This is a genomic window from Neobacillus niacini (genome assembly GCF_031457145.1).
Classification (GTDB): domain Bacteria; phylum Bacillota; class Bacilli; order Bacillales; family Cytobacillaceae; genus Neobacillus; species Neobacillus niacini_J.
Genome location: NZ_JAVDVZ010000006.1, coordinates 232,613 through 252,828, shown reverse-complemented (window position 1 = coordinate 252,828; position 20,216 = coordinate 232,613). Strand labels below are relative to the sequence as shown.

Genomic DNA, 20,216 nt, shown 5'->3' with positions numbered 1-20,216 from the left:
CCTTAGGTAGTAGGTGACTTGATGAAAGTTCAATATCAACCAAAGCAGCAATATCTGTTAAATACATTTTTATTATTTTTTATTTTCCATGCGATGCAAGTTGGAATTGGGATTCAAGCGTTCGAACGGATTATTTTTTCCGAAGCAAAGCAAGATGCCTGGATTTCAGTCGTCCTTGCAGGCATTTTCAGTCATGTTGTTGTATATATTATGATCAAAACCTTACAGATAAATGGAACTTCCGATATTTATGGCATTCAGATTACTGTGTATGGAAAGTGGATTGGAAAAATACTTAATTGTTTTTTTATCTTTTATTGCCTATTGGCGTTTATGATCATATTAAAAAACTATATCGAAGTTTTACAAACCTGGATATTTCCAACTGTACCCACTTGGTTGTTTTCAGTTTCCATCTTACTATTAGTCATTTATGGTTTTACGGGAGGGATTCGGGTAATTGTAGGGGTTTGTTTTTTTAGTTTCATACTTTCTATTTGGATGTTAGGATTAATCGGTTATCCATTACGTTATTCAGAGCTTAATCATCTTCTTCCCATAATGGAAACAAATATAGTTTCCATTATTAAGGGGACACATAAAATGACACTCACCATTATAGGATTTGAGATTCTTTATGTTGTTTATCCTTTTTTGAAGGAAAAGGATAAAGTTCAAAAATTTGCTCATTTAGGAATCGCAGCTACAAACATCTTGTATTTACTCCTTATGCTGTTATCCATTATCTATTTTAGTCCTGGTCAGTTAGAAAAAACCATTTGGCCATCTCTTACCTTATTTAAAATTATCAAACTTCCTTTTATTGAGAGGATAGAGTATGTGATTATCACCTTTTGGCTGCTCATAATCCTCCCTAATTTATTGCTTTATTTGTGGGCCGCTATTCAAGGTGTTAAGCGGACGTTTGGAAAAAAGTCAAAATGGGTTTTGTTGATTTTCATTTTATTTATTTTTATTCCCAGTTTATTTTTTAATAGTCGTATAAACATCAATAGGTTAAACCATTATTTTTCAATCATTGCTTTTTATATTGTATTTTGTTATCCTTTTATACTTTATGCACTTAGTTTAATAAGGAAGAAATTAACTTCCACGATGGAGAAAATGCAATGATAAAAAAAGGATTTATTTGCTGTTATTCATTATCTTTTTTGTTACTTTGTGGTTGTGCAGAACCCAAGGTACTTGATAAAGTAGGTCTCATCACGACGATGGGGTTTGACATTGGAAAAAATGGATCATTTTTGGGAACGTTGGTCGGGTTGAAAATTGACACCAATTCCCAGAAGGATGTAGTCATCTTGGACTCTGAATCACTTTCAATAAGGGGGATTCGTTCAAACGCAGATAATCAAACCTCTAAAAGGTTAACTTCTGGGCAGCTTCGTGTCATTTTATATGGAGAAGAATTGCTTAAAAATGGAAAAATCCGAATAGCTCCAATTTTAACAAGTGACCCAGCCATTAGTGATATGACCTACATCGCAATGGTGGACGGAAGGGCTAGGGATTTGTTACATGTTAAGAGCTCTCATATTCCTGATATCGGTACTCATATTTATAGGCTCATGGACCAAAATACCAAAAGTAAAATGATGCCTTTATCAACCATTCATGAGGTTTTACATGATCATTACATAATCGGAAAAGATCCCGTCTTACCTATTTTAAGTAAACTAGATAATAATGGAGTAGTCTACAAAGGAGTGGCCATTTTCAAAGGTGGTAAATTAGTTGGAAAATTGAATACGGAACAAAGCTTTTACATAATGTTGATCAATGATAAATATAAGTCTGGAACGAAGGATATCATAATAAAAAGCGATTCTTCAAAATTAAAAGGGGGGCAAGGACTTACTAACAAAACGGTTGCCTCCCTAGATTCAATACGTAGCAGAAGTAATATAAAATTAATAAATAAAGAAAAATTGGAATATGAAATAGAAATTAAACTGAGTGGCAGAATGCTTGAAATAAATAGTCCAATTGATATTGGAAATCCAAAAAACATGAAATTGATTGAAAAGGAAATTAAAAAGAGCATGAAAAAGGATATAGAACAGCTCATTTCCTTTTGTCAATCAAAAAATTCAGATGTGTTTGGATTTGGAGATATCTATAGAAGTTCGGTTCGTCACTCAAACCTTACGGAAGAAAAATGGTATAAAATGTATAAGAATGCTAAGGTCAATGTAAAAGTAGACTTCGTTGTAATTAGAACGGGTTTGAATGACTAATAGAAATAAAAGCTATCCGGGTGGATAGCTTTTTATAATAAATATTAAGCAACACCTTGACTGCTTGCTTTTGGTCCTTGCTTAGCAACATTAAAGACAATATTTAAGAAAATAGCCGTTAAGCTTCCAGCCACAATCCCGTTATTGGTTAAGATTTTGACGCTTTCTGGCAGCTGCGCAAATAAATCAGGGACAGCGGTCACTCCAAGACCCATTCCCACAGAACAAGCAATAATTAATAGATTTTCCTGTGAAGCAAATTCAACTTTACTTAACATCTTGATACCGTACGCAATCACCATTCCAAACATCGCCACCATAGCCCCGCCTAAAACAGAAGTTGGAATAACGGTTGTTAAGGCACCAATTTTAGGAACGAATCCTAAGATGACTAACATTGTACCCATGGTATAGATAACATTTTTAGTCTTAACACCTGTCAACTGTAGAAGCCCAACGTTTTGAGAGTAGGTAGTATAAGGGAATGCATTAAATAATGCTCCTAACATAATTGCAAGACCTTCTGCTCGATATCCTTTTGTCAAATCGTTTTCTTTAAGTTTTCTGCCAGTGATATCACTTAGGGCAAAATAAACACCAGTCGATTCTACTAAACTTACAATGGCAACGAGAGTCATTGTTATAATAGGTGTCCATTCAAAGGTTGGTGTACCGAAATAAAATGGCTTTACCATATGGAACCATGAAGCATCCCCGACAGCTGCGAAATTCACCTTACCCATTAATGACGCCGCAAGTGTCCCCACTGCTAAGCCTAACAATATGGAAATAGAACGAATAAATCCTTTTGTAAAACGATAGAGTAGAATGATAAATAATAAAGTACCAAATGCTAAGCTGAGATTAGAGAGGGAGCCGAAATCTGGGCTGCCTTGTCCACCTGCGATATTGTTCATTGCCACAGGAATTAGTGTAATGCCGATAATCGTAACCACAGATCCTGTAACAACAGGAGGGAAGAATTTAATTAACTTACTAAAGAACTGAGCAATCAAAACAACAATTAATCCAGAAACGAGTATGGAACCATAAATGGCTGAAACACCATATTCTCCGCCGATTGCAATCATTGGACCCACGGCAGTAAACGTACAACCTAAGACAATTGGGAGGCCAATTCCGAAAAAGCGATTCTGCCAAACTTGCAGGATTGTCGCAATTCCGCACATTAAAATATCAATGGAAACTAAATAGGTCAATTGCTCACCCGTAAGATTTAATGCACCGCCAACGATAAGCGGAACGATAACCGCACCTGCATACATTGCTAATACATGTTGAATTCCTAAAGAGACAATTTTAAAAGGATGTTGTTTCATTAGATTAATTCCTCCATGTCTTCAGTGATAAACGTTACTTCTCCATTGGAAAGCGAGGCGATTCTTGCTAATGACTCAACCCTTAATCCTTGCTCTTTCAATATTTGTGCGCCTGGCTGGAAGGATTTTTCAATGACAATACCAATGCCTGCCACCGAGGAATTTGCTTGTTGAACCATCTCGACTAAGGCGAGAGCAGCCTGCCCATTAGCTAGGAAGTCGTCGATAATAAGTACTTTATCGTTTTCATTTAAATATTTTTTGGCAATCGCGAGCTCACTTGTTTCATTTTTTGTAAAAGAATGTACACTTGCAGTCAGTAAATCATCGGTTAACGTAACGGATTTTCTTTTCCTAGCAAAAATAACAGGAACATTCATATATAATCCAGCCATTACAGCAGGGGCAATACCAGAAGACTCGATGGTTACGATTTTGGTAATTCCTTCACCGGCAAAAAGCTGGGAAAATTCTTTGCCAAGTTCATTCATTAAATTAGGATCAATTTGGTGGTTTAAGAATGAATCAACCTTTAATACATTTTCATTTAGGACTCTGCCATCCTTTTTAATCTTTTCTTCTAATAATCTCATTGTTTATCCCCCTAGGAAAAAATAAAAAAGCCCAAATGCCAGTGCTCACATCAGTAGTTGAGTGAGGCAATGGCATTTGGGCTTAAAGACCAATAATGGAACGCTAAAAAGAACAGCGCTATTTGCATTACCCACCCATAGTCAGATTGTTAACGGCAATCCGGTAGAAACTTGCAGGCCATATCCCTGCGATTATATGAGTGAAACCATATTTAATTTCATACAAATTATAACATGGTACTAACGGAAATCAATAGCTTATTTAACAAAAGACGAACATTGAGGTTGTTTTTCGGACTATTCGTTCGTGCACTGAGAGCGCTTTATTTATTATAATCATAAGCTTCATTCTATGATTGAATAACCATTCATTTTAAGGTACTATAAAAATAGAAGTTTTATTCAGAAAATTCTAATACGAAAGAGTGACGAATATGCAAAAAACAATCCCTGAAAATTGGTGGAACCAAATGAGGCTTCCTGTAATCTCGGCACCAATGTTTTTAGTATCAGGTCCGGACTTAGTGAAAAATTGCTGCTTAAATGGTGTAATTGGATCATTCCCCGCCCCAAATGCTAGACCAATTGAGGTACTTGATCAATGGATGGGGCAGTTAAACGAAGAATTAGCAGAAGCAAGAGCAGCAGAGCCTGACCGTAAAATCGCACCGTGGGCCATGAATATGGTGGTACATAGCACCTATAGCCGTCTTCAGGAAGAACTAGAGTTAATCAAAAAACACAAACCGCAATTGGTAATTACTTCTTTAGGAAGTCCAAAACATGTGGTCGAAATAGTTCATGAGTATGGCGGCTTGGTTTTCTCAGATGTAAGCGATTTAAAATTTGCCCGTAAGGCTGCGGAAACAGGTGTTGACGGGTTGATTTTAGTAGCCAGCGGTGCCGGTGGACACGCAGGTCAAATTAACAGCTTTGCATTTGTCGATATGGTCCGCACTTTTTGGGATGGCATTATTGTTCTTGCAGGCGCAATCTCTACCGGGAAAGGGATATTAGCCGCTCAAGCTGCTGGTGCAGACCTTGCTTATATGGGAACAAGGTTTATTGTTGCCACAGAAAGTATGGCGAACGACGATTATCGGGAAATGTTAGTCACTTCAAGCCAGGAAGATGTACTCTTAACCGATGCCTTTTCTGGTGTACGGGCAAACATGCTAATTCCTAGTATTGTAAAAGCAGGACTTGATCCAGCACAGTTGGCTAAAAAAGAAAATGTTGATTTTGATGATATGGCCGGTAAATCCGATGCGAAAGCTTGGCGCGATATTTGGTCCGCAGGGCACGGTGTAGGCGCCATAGACAAAATCGAGTCTGCAGCTGATATCATAAACCGCTTAGAGGTCGAATACCAAGAGGCGTTGGAAAAAGTGAACAAAACATCTGCAAAGTTAAGTAGACTAATAGTAAAGTAACAATTTCCGGAATAGTAAAAAAGAACCTGTCCAAGTTATTGGGCAGGTTCTTTTTCCTTGGAAACCATTTTATTGACTATATGTACTCCGATCATACCGTTTTTACATCAATCGAAAAATAACCTTATTTTCATTGGATACCCTAAAAAATACGAAAAAAATTTTTTCAATAAATGTCCACATGGTATGAACATTTTCATATGAAGTATGATAAAGTATATTAAAGAAACCCATTAACATTGGGATTCATTCAACAATTCACTGTCCACCTGAGACGGACAATTGTTTTTCTAAAAGCGACAATAAGGGGGAATATATGTGTCCAGTAAGATTTTGGAGCAATTTTTAAACAATAACCTAGAGGATTTAAAAGGTAAGGGTCTATATAATGTCATCGATCCATTAGAAAGCCCAAATGGCCCTATGATTACTATAAATGGTAAACAGTTAGTTAATCTATCTTCTAATAACTATTTAGGATTAGCAACAGATGAACGTTTGAAGAAAGCTGCAGCGGAGGCACTTGAAACTTACGGTGTCGGTGCAGGAGCAGTAAGAACGATTAATGGCACACTTAAACTCCACGTAGAACTCGAAGAGAAATTAGCTGAGTTTAAACATACGGAAGCAGCTATCGCTTATCAATCAGGATTTAATTGTAATATGGCTGCCATTTCGGCTGTAATGGATAAAAATGATGCGATTTTATCCGACGAATTAAACCATGCTTCCATTATTGATGGCTGCCGCCTGTCTAAAGCAAAGATTATTCGTGTCAATCATTCTGATATGGAAGATTTACGTACGAAGGCGAAAGCAGCAAAGGAATCCGGTCAATACAATAAAATTATGGTCATTACCGATGGTGTATTCTCCATGGATGGAGATATTGCTCTATTACCAGAAATCGCAAAAATTGCTGAAGAATTTGATCTCATTACATATGTAGATGATGCTCATGGCTCCGGTGTTCTGGGTGATGGTGCTGGTACAGTTAAACATTTCGGTCTATCGGACAAAATTGATTTTCAAATTGGAACTCTTTCAAAAGCGATTGGCGTCGTGGGCGGCTATGTTGCAGGGAAGAAGAACTTAATTGATTGGTTAAAGGTTCGCAGTCGTCCATTCCTTTTTTCTACATCCTTAACACCAGCGGATGTAGCAGCAAGTAAAAGATCGATTGAAATCTTAATGGAAAGCACAGAACTTAACCAAAAGCTATGGGAAAATGGGGATTACCTAAAAAAAGGCTTGAAGGAGTTAGGCTTTAATATTGGAAACAGTGAAACACCAATCACTCCGTGTATTATTGGGGACGAAGCATTGTCGCAGCAATTTAGCAAACGTTTGAATGAAGAGGGCGTATATGCAAAAGCGATTGTGTTCCCAACCGTTCCAAAAGGAACAGGTCGTGTCCGCAATATGCCAACAGCAGCGCATTCAAAAGAAATGCTTGATCAAGCCATTGCTGCTTACGAGAAAGTTGGTAGGGAAATGGGCATTATTTGATTAGAGAAACCCTTTGATGGGCGAGGGTACCATGACACAAGTGAAGGGGACGGAGAAGAATGAGACGAATTTTAATTACAGGTGCATTAGGACAAATCGGTTCTGAGCTCACGATGAAATTGAGGGAAACGTATGGTACAGACAATGTGATTGCTACTGATATCAAAAAGAATGGCAGTGAAGCAGCACAGAGCGGACCATTTGAAATCGTTGATGTTACCGATCTCAACAAGATGGGCGAAGTAGCAAAAAAACACAAAGTAGATACGGTGATGCATTTAGCAGCGCTGCTGTCTGCTACAGCCGAAGCAAGACCTGTTCTAGCTTGGAATTTAAATATGGGTGGTTTAATGAATGCATTAGAAACAGCGAGAGAGCTTAATGCACAATTTTTCACACCTAGTTCAATTGGTGCATTTGGACCGTCCACACCAAAAGAAAGTACACCACAGGATACAATTATGCGTCCCACAACCATGTATGGAGTGAATAAAGTAGCGGGGGAGCTATTAAGCGATTACTATTATCACAAATTTGGAGTCGATACAAGGGGATTACGGTTCCCAGGATTGATTTCACATGTCGCCTTGCCTGGCGGTGGTACCACAGACTATGCGGTGGAAATTTATTACGAAGCCATCACAAATGGCAGGTATACTTCGTATATCGATAAAGGTACTTACATGGATATGATGTATATGCCGGATGCTCTCAATGCGATTATCGATCTTATGGAAGCAGACCCATGCAGACTTGTTCACCGTAACGCGTTCAATGTCACAGCAATGAGTTTTGACCCAGAAGAAATTGCAAACGAAATAAAGAAACATTTTCCAGGCTTTGAAATGACCTATCATGTTGATCCTGTCCGCCAAAAAATTGCAGACAGCTGGCCTAATTCCATTGATGCGGTCGCCGCAGAAGAAGAGTGGGGCTTTAAATTTTATTATGACTTAGCCAAAATGACCGAAGATATGATTTATAAGCTAACCAATAAATTAACATCGAACAAAACTAAGGCCAATTAGTCGCGTTCTGGAAAAAAGATGACCTAAATCCGTTTTAGGTCATCTTTTTATGAGTGATTTTAGGTAATAAAATATATGTTTTGTAAAAGCTGTATGGTTTTTTGTAAGAACTGTACGCTTTTTTGTAAAAGCTGTATGGTTTTTTGTAAGAACTGTACGGTTTTTGTAAAAGCTGTATGGTTTTTTGTAAGAACTGTACACTTTTTTGTAAAAGCTGTACGGTTTAAGCGCAAAATTTAATTCTGATTCCCAAAAAAGCCCAAAAAGATAACAGCGAGGCTCATGCCACGCTGTTATCTTTTTGCATATATTAATTTCTCTTTCTTCTCGGTTACCTTGCCGACGATAGCAGCATAGTGTTTCCCAGCTGAATGGAGGTTGTCCACATATTGAACAGCTTCTTCTTCACTGATAGAAACGAGAAGTCCACCAGAAGTGATGGCATCACACAAAACTAACTGCTCCTCAAGGGAAAGGTCATCATACGCGACATCATCCATTAACCATTTGTGATTGGATTTGGATCCACCTGGTACAACTCCATCTCTGGCTAACTCTAATGCACCTTCAAGGATTGGAACCTTAGAGTACGAGATTTCAAAGCTGACATCACTGCCGCGTGCCATCTCACTGCTATGTCCTAACAATCCGAAACCTGTTACATCCGTTACAGCGTGAGGATGATAATTTGTTAACAATTCAGCCGCTGTTTTATTTAACTCAGCCATTGTTTCTGTAACGGTTTGTTCTTGTTGTGCAGTAACAACGCTTCGTTTAATGCCCGTAGTGATAATTCCTACACCAATTGGCTTCGTTATCACCAAAACATCACCCGGTTTTGCCCCAACGTTCTTCCAAACCTTATCAGGATGAACGATTCCCGTTACAGACAGACCAAATTTAGGTTCTTGGTCATCTATAGAATGACCGCCAACAGTTAATGCTCCAGCTTCCTTTACTTTATCAGCTGCACCACGGAGAATATCTGAAAGCACCTCTGCACCGAGTTTCTTTATTGGATAGGCGACAATATTTAAGACTGTTTTCGGTTCTCCACCCATTGCATAAACATCGCTTAAAGCGTTTGCTGCTGTAATTTGTCCAAACATATATGGGTCGTCCACGATTGGCGTAAAGAAATCGACCGTTTGAATAAGTGCAATCGAGTCAGTTAACTGATAAACACCCGCATCATCTGATGTTTCGTGTCCCACTAATAATTCAGGAACTGGTTCTTGCTTAGGTAAAAGACGCAAAACTTGCGCCAGGTCCTCAGGACCAATTTTACAGCCTCAACCAGCTTTAGTTGATAAAGAGGTTAGGCGAATTTTTTCTTGCTCACTCATTTATTAGATCCACCTCCATTAAATAGTATAACTGTTTATATTATAATTCGCACATTAAAAGCAAAAGGTTTGCTTGAACAATAATAGTACGCTAAAATGTTTTTACTATACAAATGTAGGTAATTAGATTTAGCAATAATGGAGGATTCAAATGAACATTTATCAAATAACTGTTGAATTTTGCATGCAATGAAACTATGCACCAAAAGCCGCGAGTTTCGCGGAGGAGCTGTTTACACACTTTAACCGCAAGATTGGAAAAATGGAATTAATCCCTGTATCAGGTGGAGCCTTTGAAGTAACCGTTAATGGGGAAAAGATCTATTCCAAATTAGATACTGGTGTATTTCCAGACACAGAGGATATGATAGATATCATTTCGCAAAAATAAAAATAACCCTGCTATCAAAATATGATAGCAGGGTTATTTGATTTTTATAATTTAGATTTTAAAAAATTATGCCATAAGATTTACCTTAGGGCAGTGTTATATAGCAATTTTTTCCTAATCCCTTTTCAGATTTTGATATCAGAACCTCTAATATTCCATTAATATAATGAGCTGTTACTTTTTGATTTATGACTTCAAAGGGGAACTGGATAGTGCGAACTCTTTTTTGTTTATTAGAGGAAGTGGAAGGTTTTAGAGCCGTTATAACGAGCTTTTTATCTTCTATAAATACCTTAATGTCAGAGCTTTTATACTCGTTAAGTAATGCCTCAACAATCCATTCTTTATCTGTCTCGTATAGATCTATTCTAAATTGAGTCAAATCGTCTTGTGTTGTTAGCGGATCAAGGCAATAGTTTTCCAACCACTTTTCCACAAGGTCAAAATCAATTGGCTGAATATTTTTTTTAGATTTCATAACAATCCCCCTTGCTCGGTGTATTTTATTCATTCAGAATGAAAAGGTGAAATGCTATAATAGGAATGAAGTAGGATTAGTAAAGGAGTTTTTTTGGTGAAAGAATGGTTACGTTCAATTCCGGCTGTACATGAACTGCAAAATCACGAACAGTTCGAAGCTCTCCTTAGGGAGAATCATCTCGATATTACCCAATTAACAAAACAGTTAAAGGAAGCAGTCGACCAAATAAGGGGATTAATAATAAATGAAAACTGGTATGGTGCAACCCCGGGCACAAATCAGTTTATAGATGATGTTTTTCACCTATTAGGTGTAAACATTAAGAAACAATTTTCGTATACCATTGAAAAAGTAATTAATGCAACTGGAACCATCCTACATACTAATCTTGGAAGAGCTAGACTAAGTGACAATGCCATTCATCATGTGGTAGAAACTGCACAAAATTACTCAAACCTTGAATATAAGCTAAATGAAGGGGAGAGAGGTTCAAGGCATAGCCATGTAGAAACTCTTCTTAAAGAAATTACAGGTGCAGAAGCTGCGATGGTCGTGAATAATAATGCTGCCGCTGTTTATCTTGTTTTAAGAGCGCTTGCAGAAAATAAAGAAGTCATTGTTTCGAGAGGTCAGCTAGTAGAAATTGGCGGCTCCTTCCGCATTTCTTCAATCATGGAAGAAAGCGGAGCGAAATTAGTCGAAGTCGGAACTACGAATAAAACTCATTTATATGATTATGAAAATGCGCTTCATCCTGAAACGGCGATTGTCATGAAAGTACATACAAGTAATTTTAAAGTGATTGGATTTACTAAATCTGTCGAAACAGAAGAGCTCATTGGGCTGACACAACGTGCTGATAATATTATTTTTTATGAAGACCTTGGAAGCGGTGCCCTATTTGACTTTCGAAAACACGGAATCGGTGATGAACCTGTTGTGAAAGAAGTCATTGAAATGGGTGCAGATATTGTAAGCTTTAGTGGAGACAAGCTGCTAGGAGGACCTCAAGCAGGTATTATTGCTGGGAAGAAGCAAATCATTGACCGTTTAAAAAAACACCAATTAGCACGAGTAGTTAGGGTAGATAAAATGACGTTAGCAGCACTTGAAGGCACGCTGATTGACTATGCCCGAGGGGAAATGGGAGTAAAAAACATTCCGACAATCCGTGATTTATTAGTTTCTACTGATATATTAGACGAAAGAACGAAGAGATTTGTTACAAACTTGTTACAAGGTTCAAATCATTTTCAAGTAAGAACTTTCCCTGGTACAAGTCAAGTAGGTGGGGGAACGATGCCAGATGTTCAACTTCCGACTTATGTTATTTCACTTAAACATCATTCATTTACAGCAGAACAGGTCGGAAGAAAACTAAGGACAGAATTTAAACCTGCCATTGTTGGACGAATTCAAAAAGAGGAATACATCATTGATTTAAGAACCGTCACAGTGGAAGAAGAACACCTTTTACTTCAAGCCTTATTCCAATTATAAGAGCAACCCCCTCATCAGTCTAGAGGGGGTTAGAACTATTTCTTTGATCCCACGAAACAGGGGAGTTGGTTAATTACATATCATGATGTGAATTATGTTTTTGACGTGTATGGTTTCTATTTTTCACTTTTTTTGATCCACTTAAAGGCTCAGGCTGACCAGATGTCTTTGGTTGATTTCTTCTCATATCCTTGCCGTCGTTTTTGTTCACCATTTTCATCCCTCCTCCTATATGGTTAGGATGCAAAGCTGCTGATTTTTTATGCTGAATAATTTATCTTTTCCCTGAGCAATTTAACGTTATAAACGATTGAGGGGAGTGAAACAGTCAAATGCCGGAGATTGATCGATTTCCATATAATAAGGACAAACAACAAGCTTTTCAGGCTGCCCAGCAGGGGTATGAAGAAGCTCAAGGACTTGCTGCCACCATTATTAGTGACAGTGCAAGTTATGGACATCAGTTGAAGCATTTAAAGGAAGAAGTAAATGAAGCTTATCAGCAGATTGAAAATGCACTGGAAGTGGCTTCTGAGCACCAAAGAGCACAGCTAGAGCGTTTTCAACAGGATTTGCAAAGTATCGTGGAAGAAGTAAATCTTACAGAATAGAACATATTTAAAAAGCAGGGGATTACTCCTGCTTTTTAGCTGCCCGTTATTGATTCTTTTTACGTTTTTTGTTGTTCATTTTTTCTTTTATTGTTAATGGTTCGTTAGACATTTCCTCATTATATCCTGCACCCATTCCTTGCCCCTTAGCAGCATTCGCACCTGGAATTACATGATTTGACTTTCTTCTTTGCATACCAATCACCTCCTAGGAGAATTCTGTAGAATTCTCTCTGATAGTGATAATATTTCCTTTTAGAGATAAATAATGACAACAAAAAAGTTTTTTGAGATAATAAATAGGAACGCAATTCTAATCTTTATGATAATTCTGTTTACGTTCTCATAAGATTTGTCTAAATATTTTGAACATTATACATAAATATCATAAGGAAAACTTATCAATCACAATAACTTTCTTGTTATTTACTTATGTAAAAGGTTGTATTAAGATTAGAATTGTGAGAAAAGTAGGGATGAATAGGAATATTCAAACTTTTCGACTTTTCGTTAATTTTAGCTAATGATGACGAATGAGGGGGATTTACAATGGTGAAAAACGATGTATTTAACGCACGTACTTCCTTTGAAGCAAACGGTAAACGCTACCACTATTACCGCTTAAGTGCACTTGAAGAGGCAGGTATTGGCAATGTTTCTAAATTGCCATATTCCGTAAAAGTATTACTTGAATCTGTGCTTCGCCAATACGATGGCCGTGTCATCGCAAAGGAGCACGTTGAAAACTTAGCAAAATGGGGAACTGATGAGCTTAAAGAAGTGGACGTTCCATTCAAGCCATCACGTGTAATCCTACAAGACTTTACTGGTGTACCAGCAGTAGTTGACCTTGCTTCATTAAGAAAAGCAATGGCTGACCTTGGCGGGGACCCAGATAAAATTAATCCTGAAAAAACAGTTGACCTTGTAATCGACCATTCTGTACAGGTTGATGCATACGGTTCTGCTGATTCTTTACGTGTTAACATGGATTTAGAATTTGAACGTAATGCTGAACGTTACCAGTTCTTAAGCTGGGCTCAAAAATCATTCAATAACTACCGTGCAGTTCCACCTGCAACAGGTATCGTACACCAAGTTAACCTTGAGTACCTAGCTGATGTTGTACATGTAGCAGAAACTGCTGACGGTGAATTAGAAGCATATCCAGATACTTTAGTTGGAACTGACTCACATACAACTATGATCAACGGTCTTGGCGTTCTTGGATGGGGCGTTGGCGGTATCGAAGCAGAAGCAGGAATGCTTGGTCAGCCTTCATACTTCCCAGTACCTGAAGTTGTTGGAGTTAAGTTAACTGGAGTGCTGCCAAATGGCGCTACTGCAACAGACTTAGCTTTAAAAGTAACTCAAGTTCTTCGCAGCCAAGGGGTAGTTGGTAAATTTGTTGAATTCTTCGGTCCTGGAGTATCAGTTCTGCCACTAGCAGACCGTGCAACTATTGCTAACATGGCTCCTGAATACGGTGCTACTTGCGGATTCTTCCCAATCGATGATGAATCACTTGCATATATGCGTTTAACTGGCCGTGAAGAAGAGCAAATCAATGTAGTAGAACAATACTGTAAAGCAAACGGATTATTCTTTGATCCAGCTTTAGAGCCAGTTTATACAAATGTTGTTGAAATTGACCTTTCTATAATTGAAGCAAATCTTTCAGGTCCTAAGCGTCCACAAGATTTGATTCCTCTTTCAAAAATGAAAGAAGAGTTTGTAAAGGCAGTTTCTGCACCACAAGGAAATCAAGGCTTCGGCTTGCAGGCTGATGAGCTTGATAAGTCAGCTGTTGTTAACTTCCAAAATGGTGATGAAACCACAATTAAAACTGGTGCAGTAGCAATTGCATCTATTACAAGCTGTACAAATACTTCTAACCCATATGTATTAGTAGGTGCAGGTCTTGTTGCGAAAAGAGCAGTTGAACTTGGAATGGAAGTTCCTAAGTTTGTTAAAACTTCATTAGCACCCGGTTCTAAAGTTGTAACTGGATACCTTCGTGATTCCGGATTACTTCCATATTTAGAGCAAATCGGCTTCAACCTAGTTGGTTATGGCTGTACGACATGTATCGGTAACTCCGGTCCATTAAAAGAGGAAATTGAAAAAACAATCGCTGAAAACGATCTTTTAGTTACTTCTGTACTATCAGGTAACCGTAACTTTGAAGGACGTATTCATCCGCTTGTAAAAGCAAACTATCTTGCTTCACCACCACTAGTTGTTGCTTATGCTCTAGCAGGTACAGTGAACATTGATTTTGCTTCTGAAGCAGTCGGTAAAGATAAAGACGGCAATGATGTATTCTTTAAGGATATTTGGCCATCAACAGCTGAAGTAAATGACGTTGTTAAACGCACAGTTACTCCAGAACTATTCCGTAGAGAATATGCGAATGTGTTCGGGGATAACGAGCGTTGGAACGAAATTAAAACTAGCAATGAGCCATTATACACTTGGGATGAGGATTCCACTTACATTGCAAACCCGCCATTCTTTGAAGGCTTATCACCAGAACCTGGTACTGTTGAGCCATTAAATGGACTTCGTGTGGTAGGTAAGTTCGGAGATTCCGTAACAACTGACCATATCTCTCCTGCAGGAGCAATTGGTAAAAATACTCCAGCTGGAAAGTATTTATTAGAAAAAGGTGTTCAGCCTCGTGACTTTAACTCTTACGGTTCTCGCCGTGGTAACCACGAAGTTATGATGCGTGGAACATTTGCAAACATCCGTATCCGTAACCAAATCGCACCAGGTACAGAAGGCGGCGTAACAACTTACTGGCCAACTGGTGAAGTTACATCGATTTATGATGCTTGCATGAAGTACAAAGAAAACGGCACTGGACTTATTGTTCTTGCTGGTAAAGATTACGGAATGGGCTCTTCACGTGACTGGGCTGCAAAAGGTACAAACCTTTTAGGTATTAAGACTGTTCTTGCTGAAAGCTTCGAGCGTATCCACCGTTCTAACCTAGTATTAATGGGCGTTCTTCCACTTCAATTTAAAGATGGCGAAAGCGCTGAAACACTTGGTTTAACTGGTAAAGAAACAATCGATGTTCAAGTAGACGAAAACGTTAAACCACGAGACTTCCTAAAAGTTACTGCAACTGATGAAGCTGGTAACAAAAAAGAATTTGAAGTACTTGTTCGCTTCGATTCTGAAGTTGAAGTAGATTACTACCGTCATGGTGGTATCCTTCCAATGGTACTTCGTGAAAAATTACAAGAAGCATAATATTCAAACCACCATGCGCTTTGCATGGTGGTTTTTTAGAATATTATATATTTTAGAGAAAAATAAACTATTTACTTGTAGAGCGAAGGGTGCGATGTAAATGGATTTTTCAAAAATCGCTGAAGATAAAATTAAGGAAGCAATAAAAAAGAATGATCTCGAAAATCTCCCAGGAATGGGACAGCCGCTGGAATTAAAAGATGACTTTCCCGGAATGTCTGATGAATGGAAAATGGCGTATCGAGTGTTAAAAAATGCGGGATATTCACCAGAGGATGTAACAAATGAAATTTTTAGAATAGAAGAACTCTTAGAGGGTATTTCAGAGGAAGAAGATAAAAAGCGTCTGCAAGCTAAATTAACGAAAAAAAGGGTGGAACTCGAGCGATTACTTGAAAAAAGAGGAACTGCCACCAATTCTCGTTTTGGTAGTTATGCAGATAAAATTTATAACAAATTAAAATAAGTGGATTGTGTAAACGAAATGAAATAATTTGCTTTTCCACAATAATTTCTCTAAACTGTACTTGATATTGTCACACATTTGGCACATGCAACCTTTATTTCAACTAAGTTTATAGTGTAAAATCAAACTAGCATAAAGAACAAGGGGGTTCGGGGTATGGTAAAAAAAGTAATTGCGATTGTAGTGTTAATTGCGCTACTTGGAGTTGCGATTGTGCAGGCTATGGATAAAAAGTCTGAACCCGATAATCTTAGTCAAGAAGCTGCAAATATGGGTGGTTTAAAAGTCGGGGCTAAGGCACCTGATTTTGAACTTAAAACTTTAACGGGCGAGACCGTTAAATTATCCGATTTAAAAGGAAAAAAAGTAATGCTTAATTTCTGGGCAACCTGGTGTCCACCATGTAAAGCTGAAATGCCTGCAATGGAGCAATTTCATAAAGAAGCAGGCGATGAGGTAGTTATTTTAGCCGTTAACATTGACCCACATTTAGATGTCCAAGCTTTTGTGGATGAAAATAAAATTACTTTTCCTATACCATTAGACGCAGAAGATACAGTCAATGAAATGTACCAAGTCCTATCCATTCCGACAACGTATTTTATCGATACGAAGGGAAATATCGGAAACAAATATATCGGTGCAATGAATCACGATACGATGAAACAATATACGAATGAACTGAAATAAGACATTGGATTAATTCCAATGTCTTATTTCTTTACAAGGTGACGCTTTAAAGCTTTAATGCGACTTTTCTTTTTAATTTTCAAAAAGTTGTAATAATTGCAACCGTTTCCGGGCATGATAACTGTTAGAATAGGATATAAGGAAGGTGATATATATGAGAAAGCCTAGAAAACGTTCCTTTGCAGAACTTGTGTCCGAGAATAAAAGTCAACTTTTGAAAGATAGAGCTGCGATGGAAAAGATTGAAATGCGCCTAGAAGAAAAGCGTTTAGGAAAAGCTGAGTAATTCACATAGATTACCAATCATGTTCCCTCTTTAAAATGGACAAAATGTTAAGGAGGAGGGATATTACATGAGTAATCCAAAAAGAGGACAGCAGAACTTTAACCCTGATGAGCTTGGAAATAAAACATCACAGAAATACGGCGGCAATAAGGGAAAAAAATTCCAAGATACATCAGGTAAGCATGCTCAAGTCATGCAAACAAAAGGCGAATAATAAAATGGATAAAGACTCGTCAGGCAATGGCTTGCGGGTCTTTTTTATGCCTTCTGATTAGCAAAATTTTTCTGTGATATTTTTTTTGCTTCGATACAAACTATATCTGTACGATGATACCACCCGAGGAGGAATCTTAATGACCTACAATAACAAGCCGAAACCAGATGATCGAAGTGATAACGCAGAAAAGCTGCAATCTATGATTCATGATACAATTGAAAACATTGAAGCAGCAGAAGAATCACTTGCATTTACAGATAGCGAAACACAGCGCCAGCAGATTAAAGCTAAAAATGAAAGACGCCGTGAAAGCATTGAATCTTATCGTGCAGAAATTAAGGACGAAGTCTAAAACAACTATCGGGACCTGTCATACATACAGGTCCTTTTTTCTTTCAACCCTTTGAATTTCGTATCAGTGGACAGGTTGTGGTAAGATAAAGGGGAAATTTTGAAGAAGAAGTGATCCTATTGATACAACAACAAACTAATCAGCATATAAACAGTAATGAACGATTAACACAGTGGGAAACAGAACTCGATGAAAAAGGGTTTATAACCGCCGAAAATGAGCTTTTAACTGCTATTCGCCACCAAAACAATCCGATTACATTATCGAGTATGTTAACAGTGGCTGCACTTTCGCGTCTAAATCGTAAAAACCAAGATTCATTAGCTCAAGCTTGGCTAACAAAAGCACTGGAATTAAATCCTGATAATAGGAAGGCCAAGATTTATTTTATTCAATATGATTGGAAAAAGAAAAAAGATATCCTAGATATTCTATCTTTCCCCTCAATTCGGGAAACAGATAATCGCACAGCAAAGAAAAAGATTGCTGAACAATACATACAAATTTGTCAAAATTTCTTATCTGAAGCAGATGATCATCAAGAGGATTTAACCGAAAAAATGAATCTTGCTGAGGCCTTAGGAAACGAACCGCTTTTTGATCAATATAAAAAGCTCTCTGATTTGCTGACTACTACTATTGAGATAAGCGGGAACCTGCTAAAAGCTGCTGAGGAGTATGAGGAATCAATAAAGGGTGTATTCCACACTGCCACCTATTATGATGACATAAAACTACACATGACCAGCCTTGAAGAAATAAAGAAAGACTGGCAGAAGTTGTTTGAGGTCGAAGAAGAATTTGAACAGCCATCAGAAAAAGCACTAGACCAATTAAATGAAATGATTGGAATGAATGTAGTTAGAAAGCGAGTCAATGATTTTTATCAATTTTTAAAATATCAGAAGGAACGGAAAGAACTTGGATTCCAAATTAAAGACGCACTAAGTCTTAATATGGTTCTGACAGGGAATCCCGGAACAGGTAAAACAACGATTGCCCGTCTATTAGCCAAATTATATCACGAGCTCGAGGTGCTGCCCCGTCCTGAGGTGATTGAAACAGACAGATCTCAATTGGTAGGAGCCTTTGTTGGTCAAACAGAGGAAAACGTGCGAGCGGTCGTCGAGAGAGCTATCGGCGGTGTTCTGTTTATTGATGAAGCATACAGTTTAAAACGTGAAGGTCAATCGGGCAATGATTATGGTCAAACGGCGGTAGATACCCTTGTATCACTTATGACAGGAAAGGAATACGGCGGCAAATTTGCTGTTATTTTAGCAGGATATCCTGATGAAATGCGTATATTTTTAGATGCCAACCCAGGTTTAAGGAGCAGGTTTCCACAATCCAATCTCATCCATTTACCTAATTATTCAAATGAGGAATTAGTATTAATTGCTAAAAGTATCGCCTCTGAAAACGATTATATCCTTACCGAAGAAGCAGAGTTAGAGATTAACCATCGCCTAGATCAGGAACGGGTCGATGATACATTTGGCAACGCGAGATCTGTTCGCAATATTGTCTTAGATGCGATTTTTAAAAAAGGGTCTGATCATCCCACTTCAAATGAAGATATTCTCACCTACACCATCTTAGATAAAGATGACTTTGGAGTAGAAAAGACTGAAAGCCGTGAATCACCCTTTGAAAAATTGGAACGCTTAATTGGATTGACCGAACTAAAGGGTGAATTGGAGACGCTGATTTCCTTCGTGAAAATGCAACAGTTTAGAAAGGAAAAAGGACTTCCAACTGTACCGATTCAGCTCCATTCTGTTTTTACTGGAAATCCAGGCACAGGTAAAACAACAGTGGCAAAGATATACGCTGAGCTCCTGCGAGAATGCGGTATGTTAAAAAGAGGACATTTAATCGTGGCTAGTAGGGCTGATTTTGTAGCAGGATATGTGGGTCAAACGGCAGGAAAAACAAAGAAAAAGATCCGCGAAGCACTTGGGGGAGTTTTATTTATTGATGAGGCGTACTCGCTTTTAAGCCAAACTGCTGGTGATTTCGGTAAGGAAGTGGTTGATACCCTTGTGGATGAGATGACCAAACATAACGAGAATCTTGTTGTTGTCCTGGCTGGTTACCCAAAGGAGATGGACCAGCTTTTAGAAAGCAATCCTGGACTGCGCTCGCGCTTTAAGAAGTTCTTCCTATTCCCTGAATATTCTGCAGTAGAGCTGCTTGCAATTATCGAGATATATTTAGGAGGCTTCCAATATCAAATAAGTGCTGGTGCGAAAGCATTATTGAAGCAAAGTATTGAAAATAATACCTACAAAGGTAATGGAAGATTCGCAACAAATTTATCCGATGAGATGATTCAAGCGCAAGCCATGAGGTTGATGGGAAAAGCAGGGGAAGAGGATTTATTAGAAAAAGCTATTCATATTGAAAGAGAAGATGTAGAAAAAGCGCTTAAAAAAATGACGCTTTAATATC

Annotated in this window: 20 protein-coding genes, 1 pseudogene and 1 riboswitch; of the genes and pseudogenes, 15 read left to right on the top strand and 6 right to left on the bottom strand. The window is 38.0% G+C overall.

Features of this window, described 5'->3' with window-relative positions:
• The first annotated feature begins 21 nt into the window (after positions 1–21).
• Both J2Y03_RS16705 and J2Y03_RS16700 read left to right on the top strand, forming a co-directional pair.
• Positions 22–1,134, top strand: coding sequence for a GerAB/ArcD/ProY family transporter (locus J2Y03_RS16705; RefSeq protein ID WP_310195902.1), 1,113 nt, complete (start codon positions 22–24; stop codon positions 1,132–1,134).
• Positions 1,131–2,258 (top strand): Ger(x)C family spore germination protein, encoded by a 1,128-nt coding sequence (locus tag J2Y03_RS16700; RefSeq protein ID WP_132086568.1) that lies wholly within the window; start codon positions 1,131–1,133, stop codon positions 2,256–2,258. Before J2Y03_RS16705 ends, J2Y03_RS16700 begins: the two co-directional genes overlap by 4 nt.
• Before the next feature lie 44 nt (positions 2,259–2,302).
• Here the strand turns inward: J2Y03_RS16700 and J2Y03_RS16695 are convergent, their stop codons facing one another.
• A complete protein-coding gene (locus J2Y03_RS16695) occupies positions 2,303–3,598 on the bottom strand; it encodes a nucleobase:cation symporter-2 family protein (RefSeq protein WP_132086570.1) in 1,296 nt (431 codons plus the stop codon).
• The gene (locus tag J2Y03_RS16690; protein WP_310195899.1) at positions 3,598–4,191 is read right to left on the bottom strand and encodes a xanthine phosphoribosyltransferase; all 594 of its coding nucleotides are present in this window, start codon (positions 4,189–4,191) and stop codon (positions 3,598–3,600) included. Before J2Y03_RS16690 ends, J2Y03_RS16695 begins: the two co-directional genes overlap by 1 nt.
• A gap of 118 nt (positions 4,192–4,309) precedes the next feature.
• A riboswitch (purine riboswitch) is annotated at positions 4,310–4,411 on the bottom strand.
• A gap of 214 nt (positions 4,412–4,625) precedes the next feature.
• Here J2Y03_RS16690 and J2Y03_RS16685 point away from each other — a divergent pair.
• The 3 genes from J2Y03_RS16685 to J2Y03_RS16675 all read left to right on the top strand — a co-directional run bounded on the left by J2Y03_RS16685 (position 4,626) and on the right by J2Y03_RS16675 (position 8,161).
• Positions 4,626–5,624, top strand: coding sequence for an NAD(P)H-dependent flavin oxidoreductase (locus J2Y03_RS16685; RefSeq protein WP_310195897.1), 999 nt, complete (start codon positions 4,626–4,628; stop codon positions 5,622–5,624).
• A 318-nt stretch (positions 5,625–5,942) separates the two neighbouring features.
• A complete protein-coding gene (locus J2Y03_RS16680; protein WP_310195895.1) occupies positions 5,943–7,133 on the top strand; it encodes a glycine C-acetyltransferase in 1,191 nt (396 codons plus the stop codon).
• Positions 7,134–7,192: 59 nt separating this feature from the next.
• Positions 7,193–8,161, top strand: coding sequence for an L-threonine 3-dehydrogenase (locus J2Y03_RS16675; protein ID WP_310195894.1), 969 nt, complete (start codon positions 7,193–7,195; stop codon positions 8,159–8,161).
• 293 nt (positions 8,162–8,454) lie between these two features.
• On the opposite strand, the gene selD is transcribed toward J2Y03_RS16675, so the two are convergent.
• Positions 8,455–9,507, bottom strand: coding sequence for a selenide, water dikinase SelD (selD, locus tag J2Y03_RS16670; RefSeq protein ID WP_310195893.1), 1,053 nt, complete (start codon positions 9,505–9,507; stop codon positions 8,455–8,457).
• Positions 9,508–9,712: 205 nt separating this feature from the next.
• Between selD and J2Y03_RS16665 the strand changes: the two are divergent.
• Positions 9,713–9,898 (top strand): annotated as a pseudogene (locus J2Y03_RS16665) (Rdx family protein); the annotation flags it as partial.
• A gap of 85 nt (positions 9,899–9,983) precedes the next feature.
• On the opposite strand, the gene J2Y03_RS16660 reads toward J2Y03_RS16665, so the two are convergent.
• Positions 9,984–10,376 (bottom strand): Hsp20/alpha crystallin family protein, encoded by a 393-nt coding sequence (locus tag J2Y03_RS16660; RefSeq protein ID WP_310195892.1) that lies wholly within the window; start codon positions 10,374–10,376, stop codon positions 9,984–9,986.
• A gap of 96 nt (positions 10,377–10,472) precedes the next feature.
• Between J2Y03_RS16660 and selA the strand changes: the two genes are divergently transcribed.
• The gene (selA, locus tag J2Y03_RS16655; protein ID WP_310195890.1) at positions 10,473–11,879 is read left to right on the top strand and encodes an L-seryl-tRNA(Sec) selenium transferase; all 1,407 of its coding nucleotides are present in this window, start codon (positions 10,473–10,475) and stop codon (positions 11,877–11,879) included.
• 73 nt (positions 11,880–11,952) lie between these two features.
• Here the strand turns inward: selA and J2Y03_RS16650 are convergent, their stop codons facing one another.
• Positions 11,953–12,093 carry a small acid-soluble spore protein P gene (locus J2Y03_RS16650; RefSeq protein WP_165903014.1) on the bottom strand — a complete coding sequence of 47 codons (141 nt, stop codon included), beginning with the start codon at positions 12,091–12,093 and terminating at the stop codon, positions 11,953–11,955.
• Positions 12,094–12,211: 118 nt separating this feature from the next.
• Here J2Y03_RS16650 and J2Y03_RS16645 point away from each other — a divergent pair, with 118 nt between their 5' ends.
• The gene (locus J2Y03_RS16645) at positions 12,212–12,490 is read left to right on the top strand and encodes a hypothetical protein (RefSeq protein WP_132086588.1); all 279 of its coding nucleotides are present in this window, start codon (positions 12,212–12,214) and stop codon (positions 12,488–12,490) included.
• Positions 12,491–12,536: 46 nt separating this feature from the next.
• Here the strand turns inward: J2Y03_RS16645 and sspO are convergent, their stop codons facing one another.
• The gene (gene sspO, locus J2Y03_RS16640) at positions 12,537–12,686 is read right to left on the bottom strand and encodes a small acid-soluble spore protein O (RefSeq protein ID WP_132086590.1); all 150 of its coding nucleotides are present in this window, start codon (positions 12,684–12,686) and stop codon (positions 12,537–12,539) included.
• A 353-nt stretch (positions 12,687–13,039) separates the two neighbouring features.
• On the opposite strand from sspO, the gene acnA reads away from it, so the two are divergent.
• From acnA to J2Y03_RS16605, 7 genes are all read left to right on the top strand, one after another.
• Complete coding sequence (gene acnA / locus J2Y03_RS16635) at positions 13,040–15,751, top strand: aconitate hydratase AcnA (protein WP_310195887.1); 2,712 nt, start codon at positions 13,040–13,042, stop codon at positions 15,749–15,751.
• 100 nt (positions 15,752–15,851) lie between these two features.
• Positions 15,852–16,217, top strand: coding sequence for a DnaJ family domain-containing protein (locus tag J2Y03_RS16630; protein ID WP_310195885.1), 366 nt, complete (start codon positions 15,852–15,854; stop codon positions 16,215–16,217).
• A gap of 156 nt (positions 16,218–16,373) precedes the next feature.
• A complete protein-coding gene (locus tag J2Y03_RS16625; protein ID WP_132086596.1) occupies positions 16,374–16,907 on the top strand; it encodes a redoxin domain-containing protein in 534 nt (177 codons plus the stop codon).
• Positions 16,908–17,061: 154 nt separating this feature from the next.
• Positions 17,062–17,193 carry an FbpB family small basic protein gene (locus J2Y03_RS16620; RefSeq protein WP_034672833.1) on the top strand — a complete coding sequence of 44 codons (132 nt, stop codon included), beginning with the start codon at positions 17,062–17,064 and terminating at the stop codon, positions 17,191–17,193.
• Between the two features lie 67 nt (positions 17,194–17,260).
• Positions 17,261–17,407, top strand: a complete 147-nt coding sequence (locus tag J2Y03_RS16615) for an acid-soluble spore protein N (RefSeq protein ID WP_132086598.1) — start codon at positions 17,261–17,263, stop codon at positions 17,405–17,407.
• A gap of 139 nt (positions 17,408–17,546) precedes the next feature.
• On the top strand, positions 17,547–17,762 hold the full coding sequence (tlp, locus tag J2Y03_RS16610; RefSeq protein ID WP_307301208.1) for a small acid-soluble spore protein Tlp: 216 nt from the start codon (positions 17,547–17,549) through the stop codon (positions 17,760–17,762).
• Positions 17,763–17,872: 110 nt separating this feature from the next.
• Positions 17,873–20,212, top strand: a complete 2,340-nt coding sequence (locus tag J2Y03_RS16605) for an AAA family ATPase (RefSeq protein ID WP_310195881.1) — start codon at positions 17,873–17,875, stop codon at positions 20,210–20,212.
• Positions 20,213–20,216: the final 4 nt, after the last annotated feature.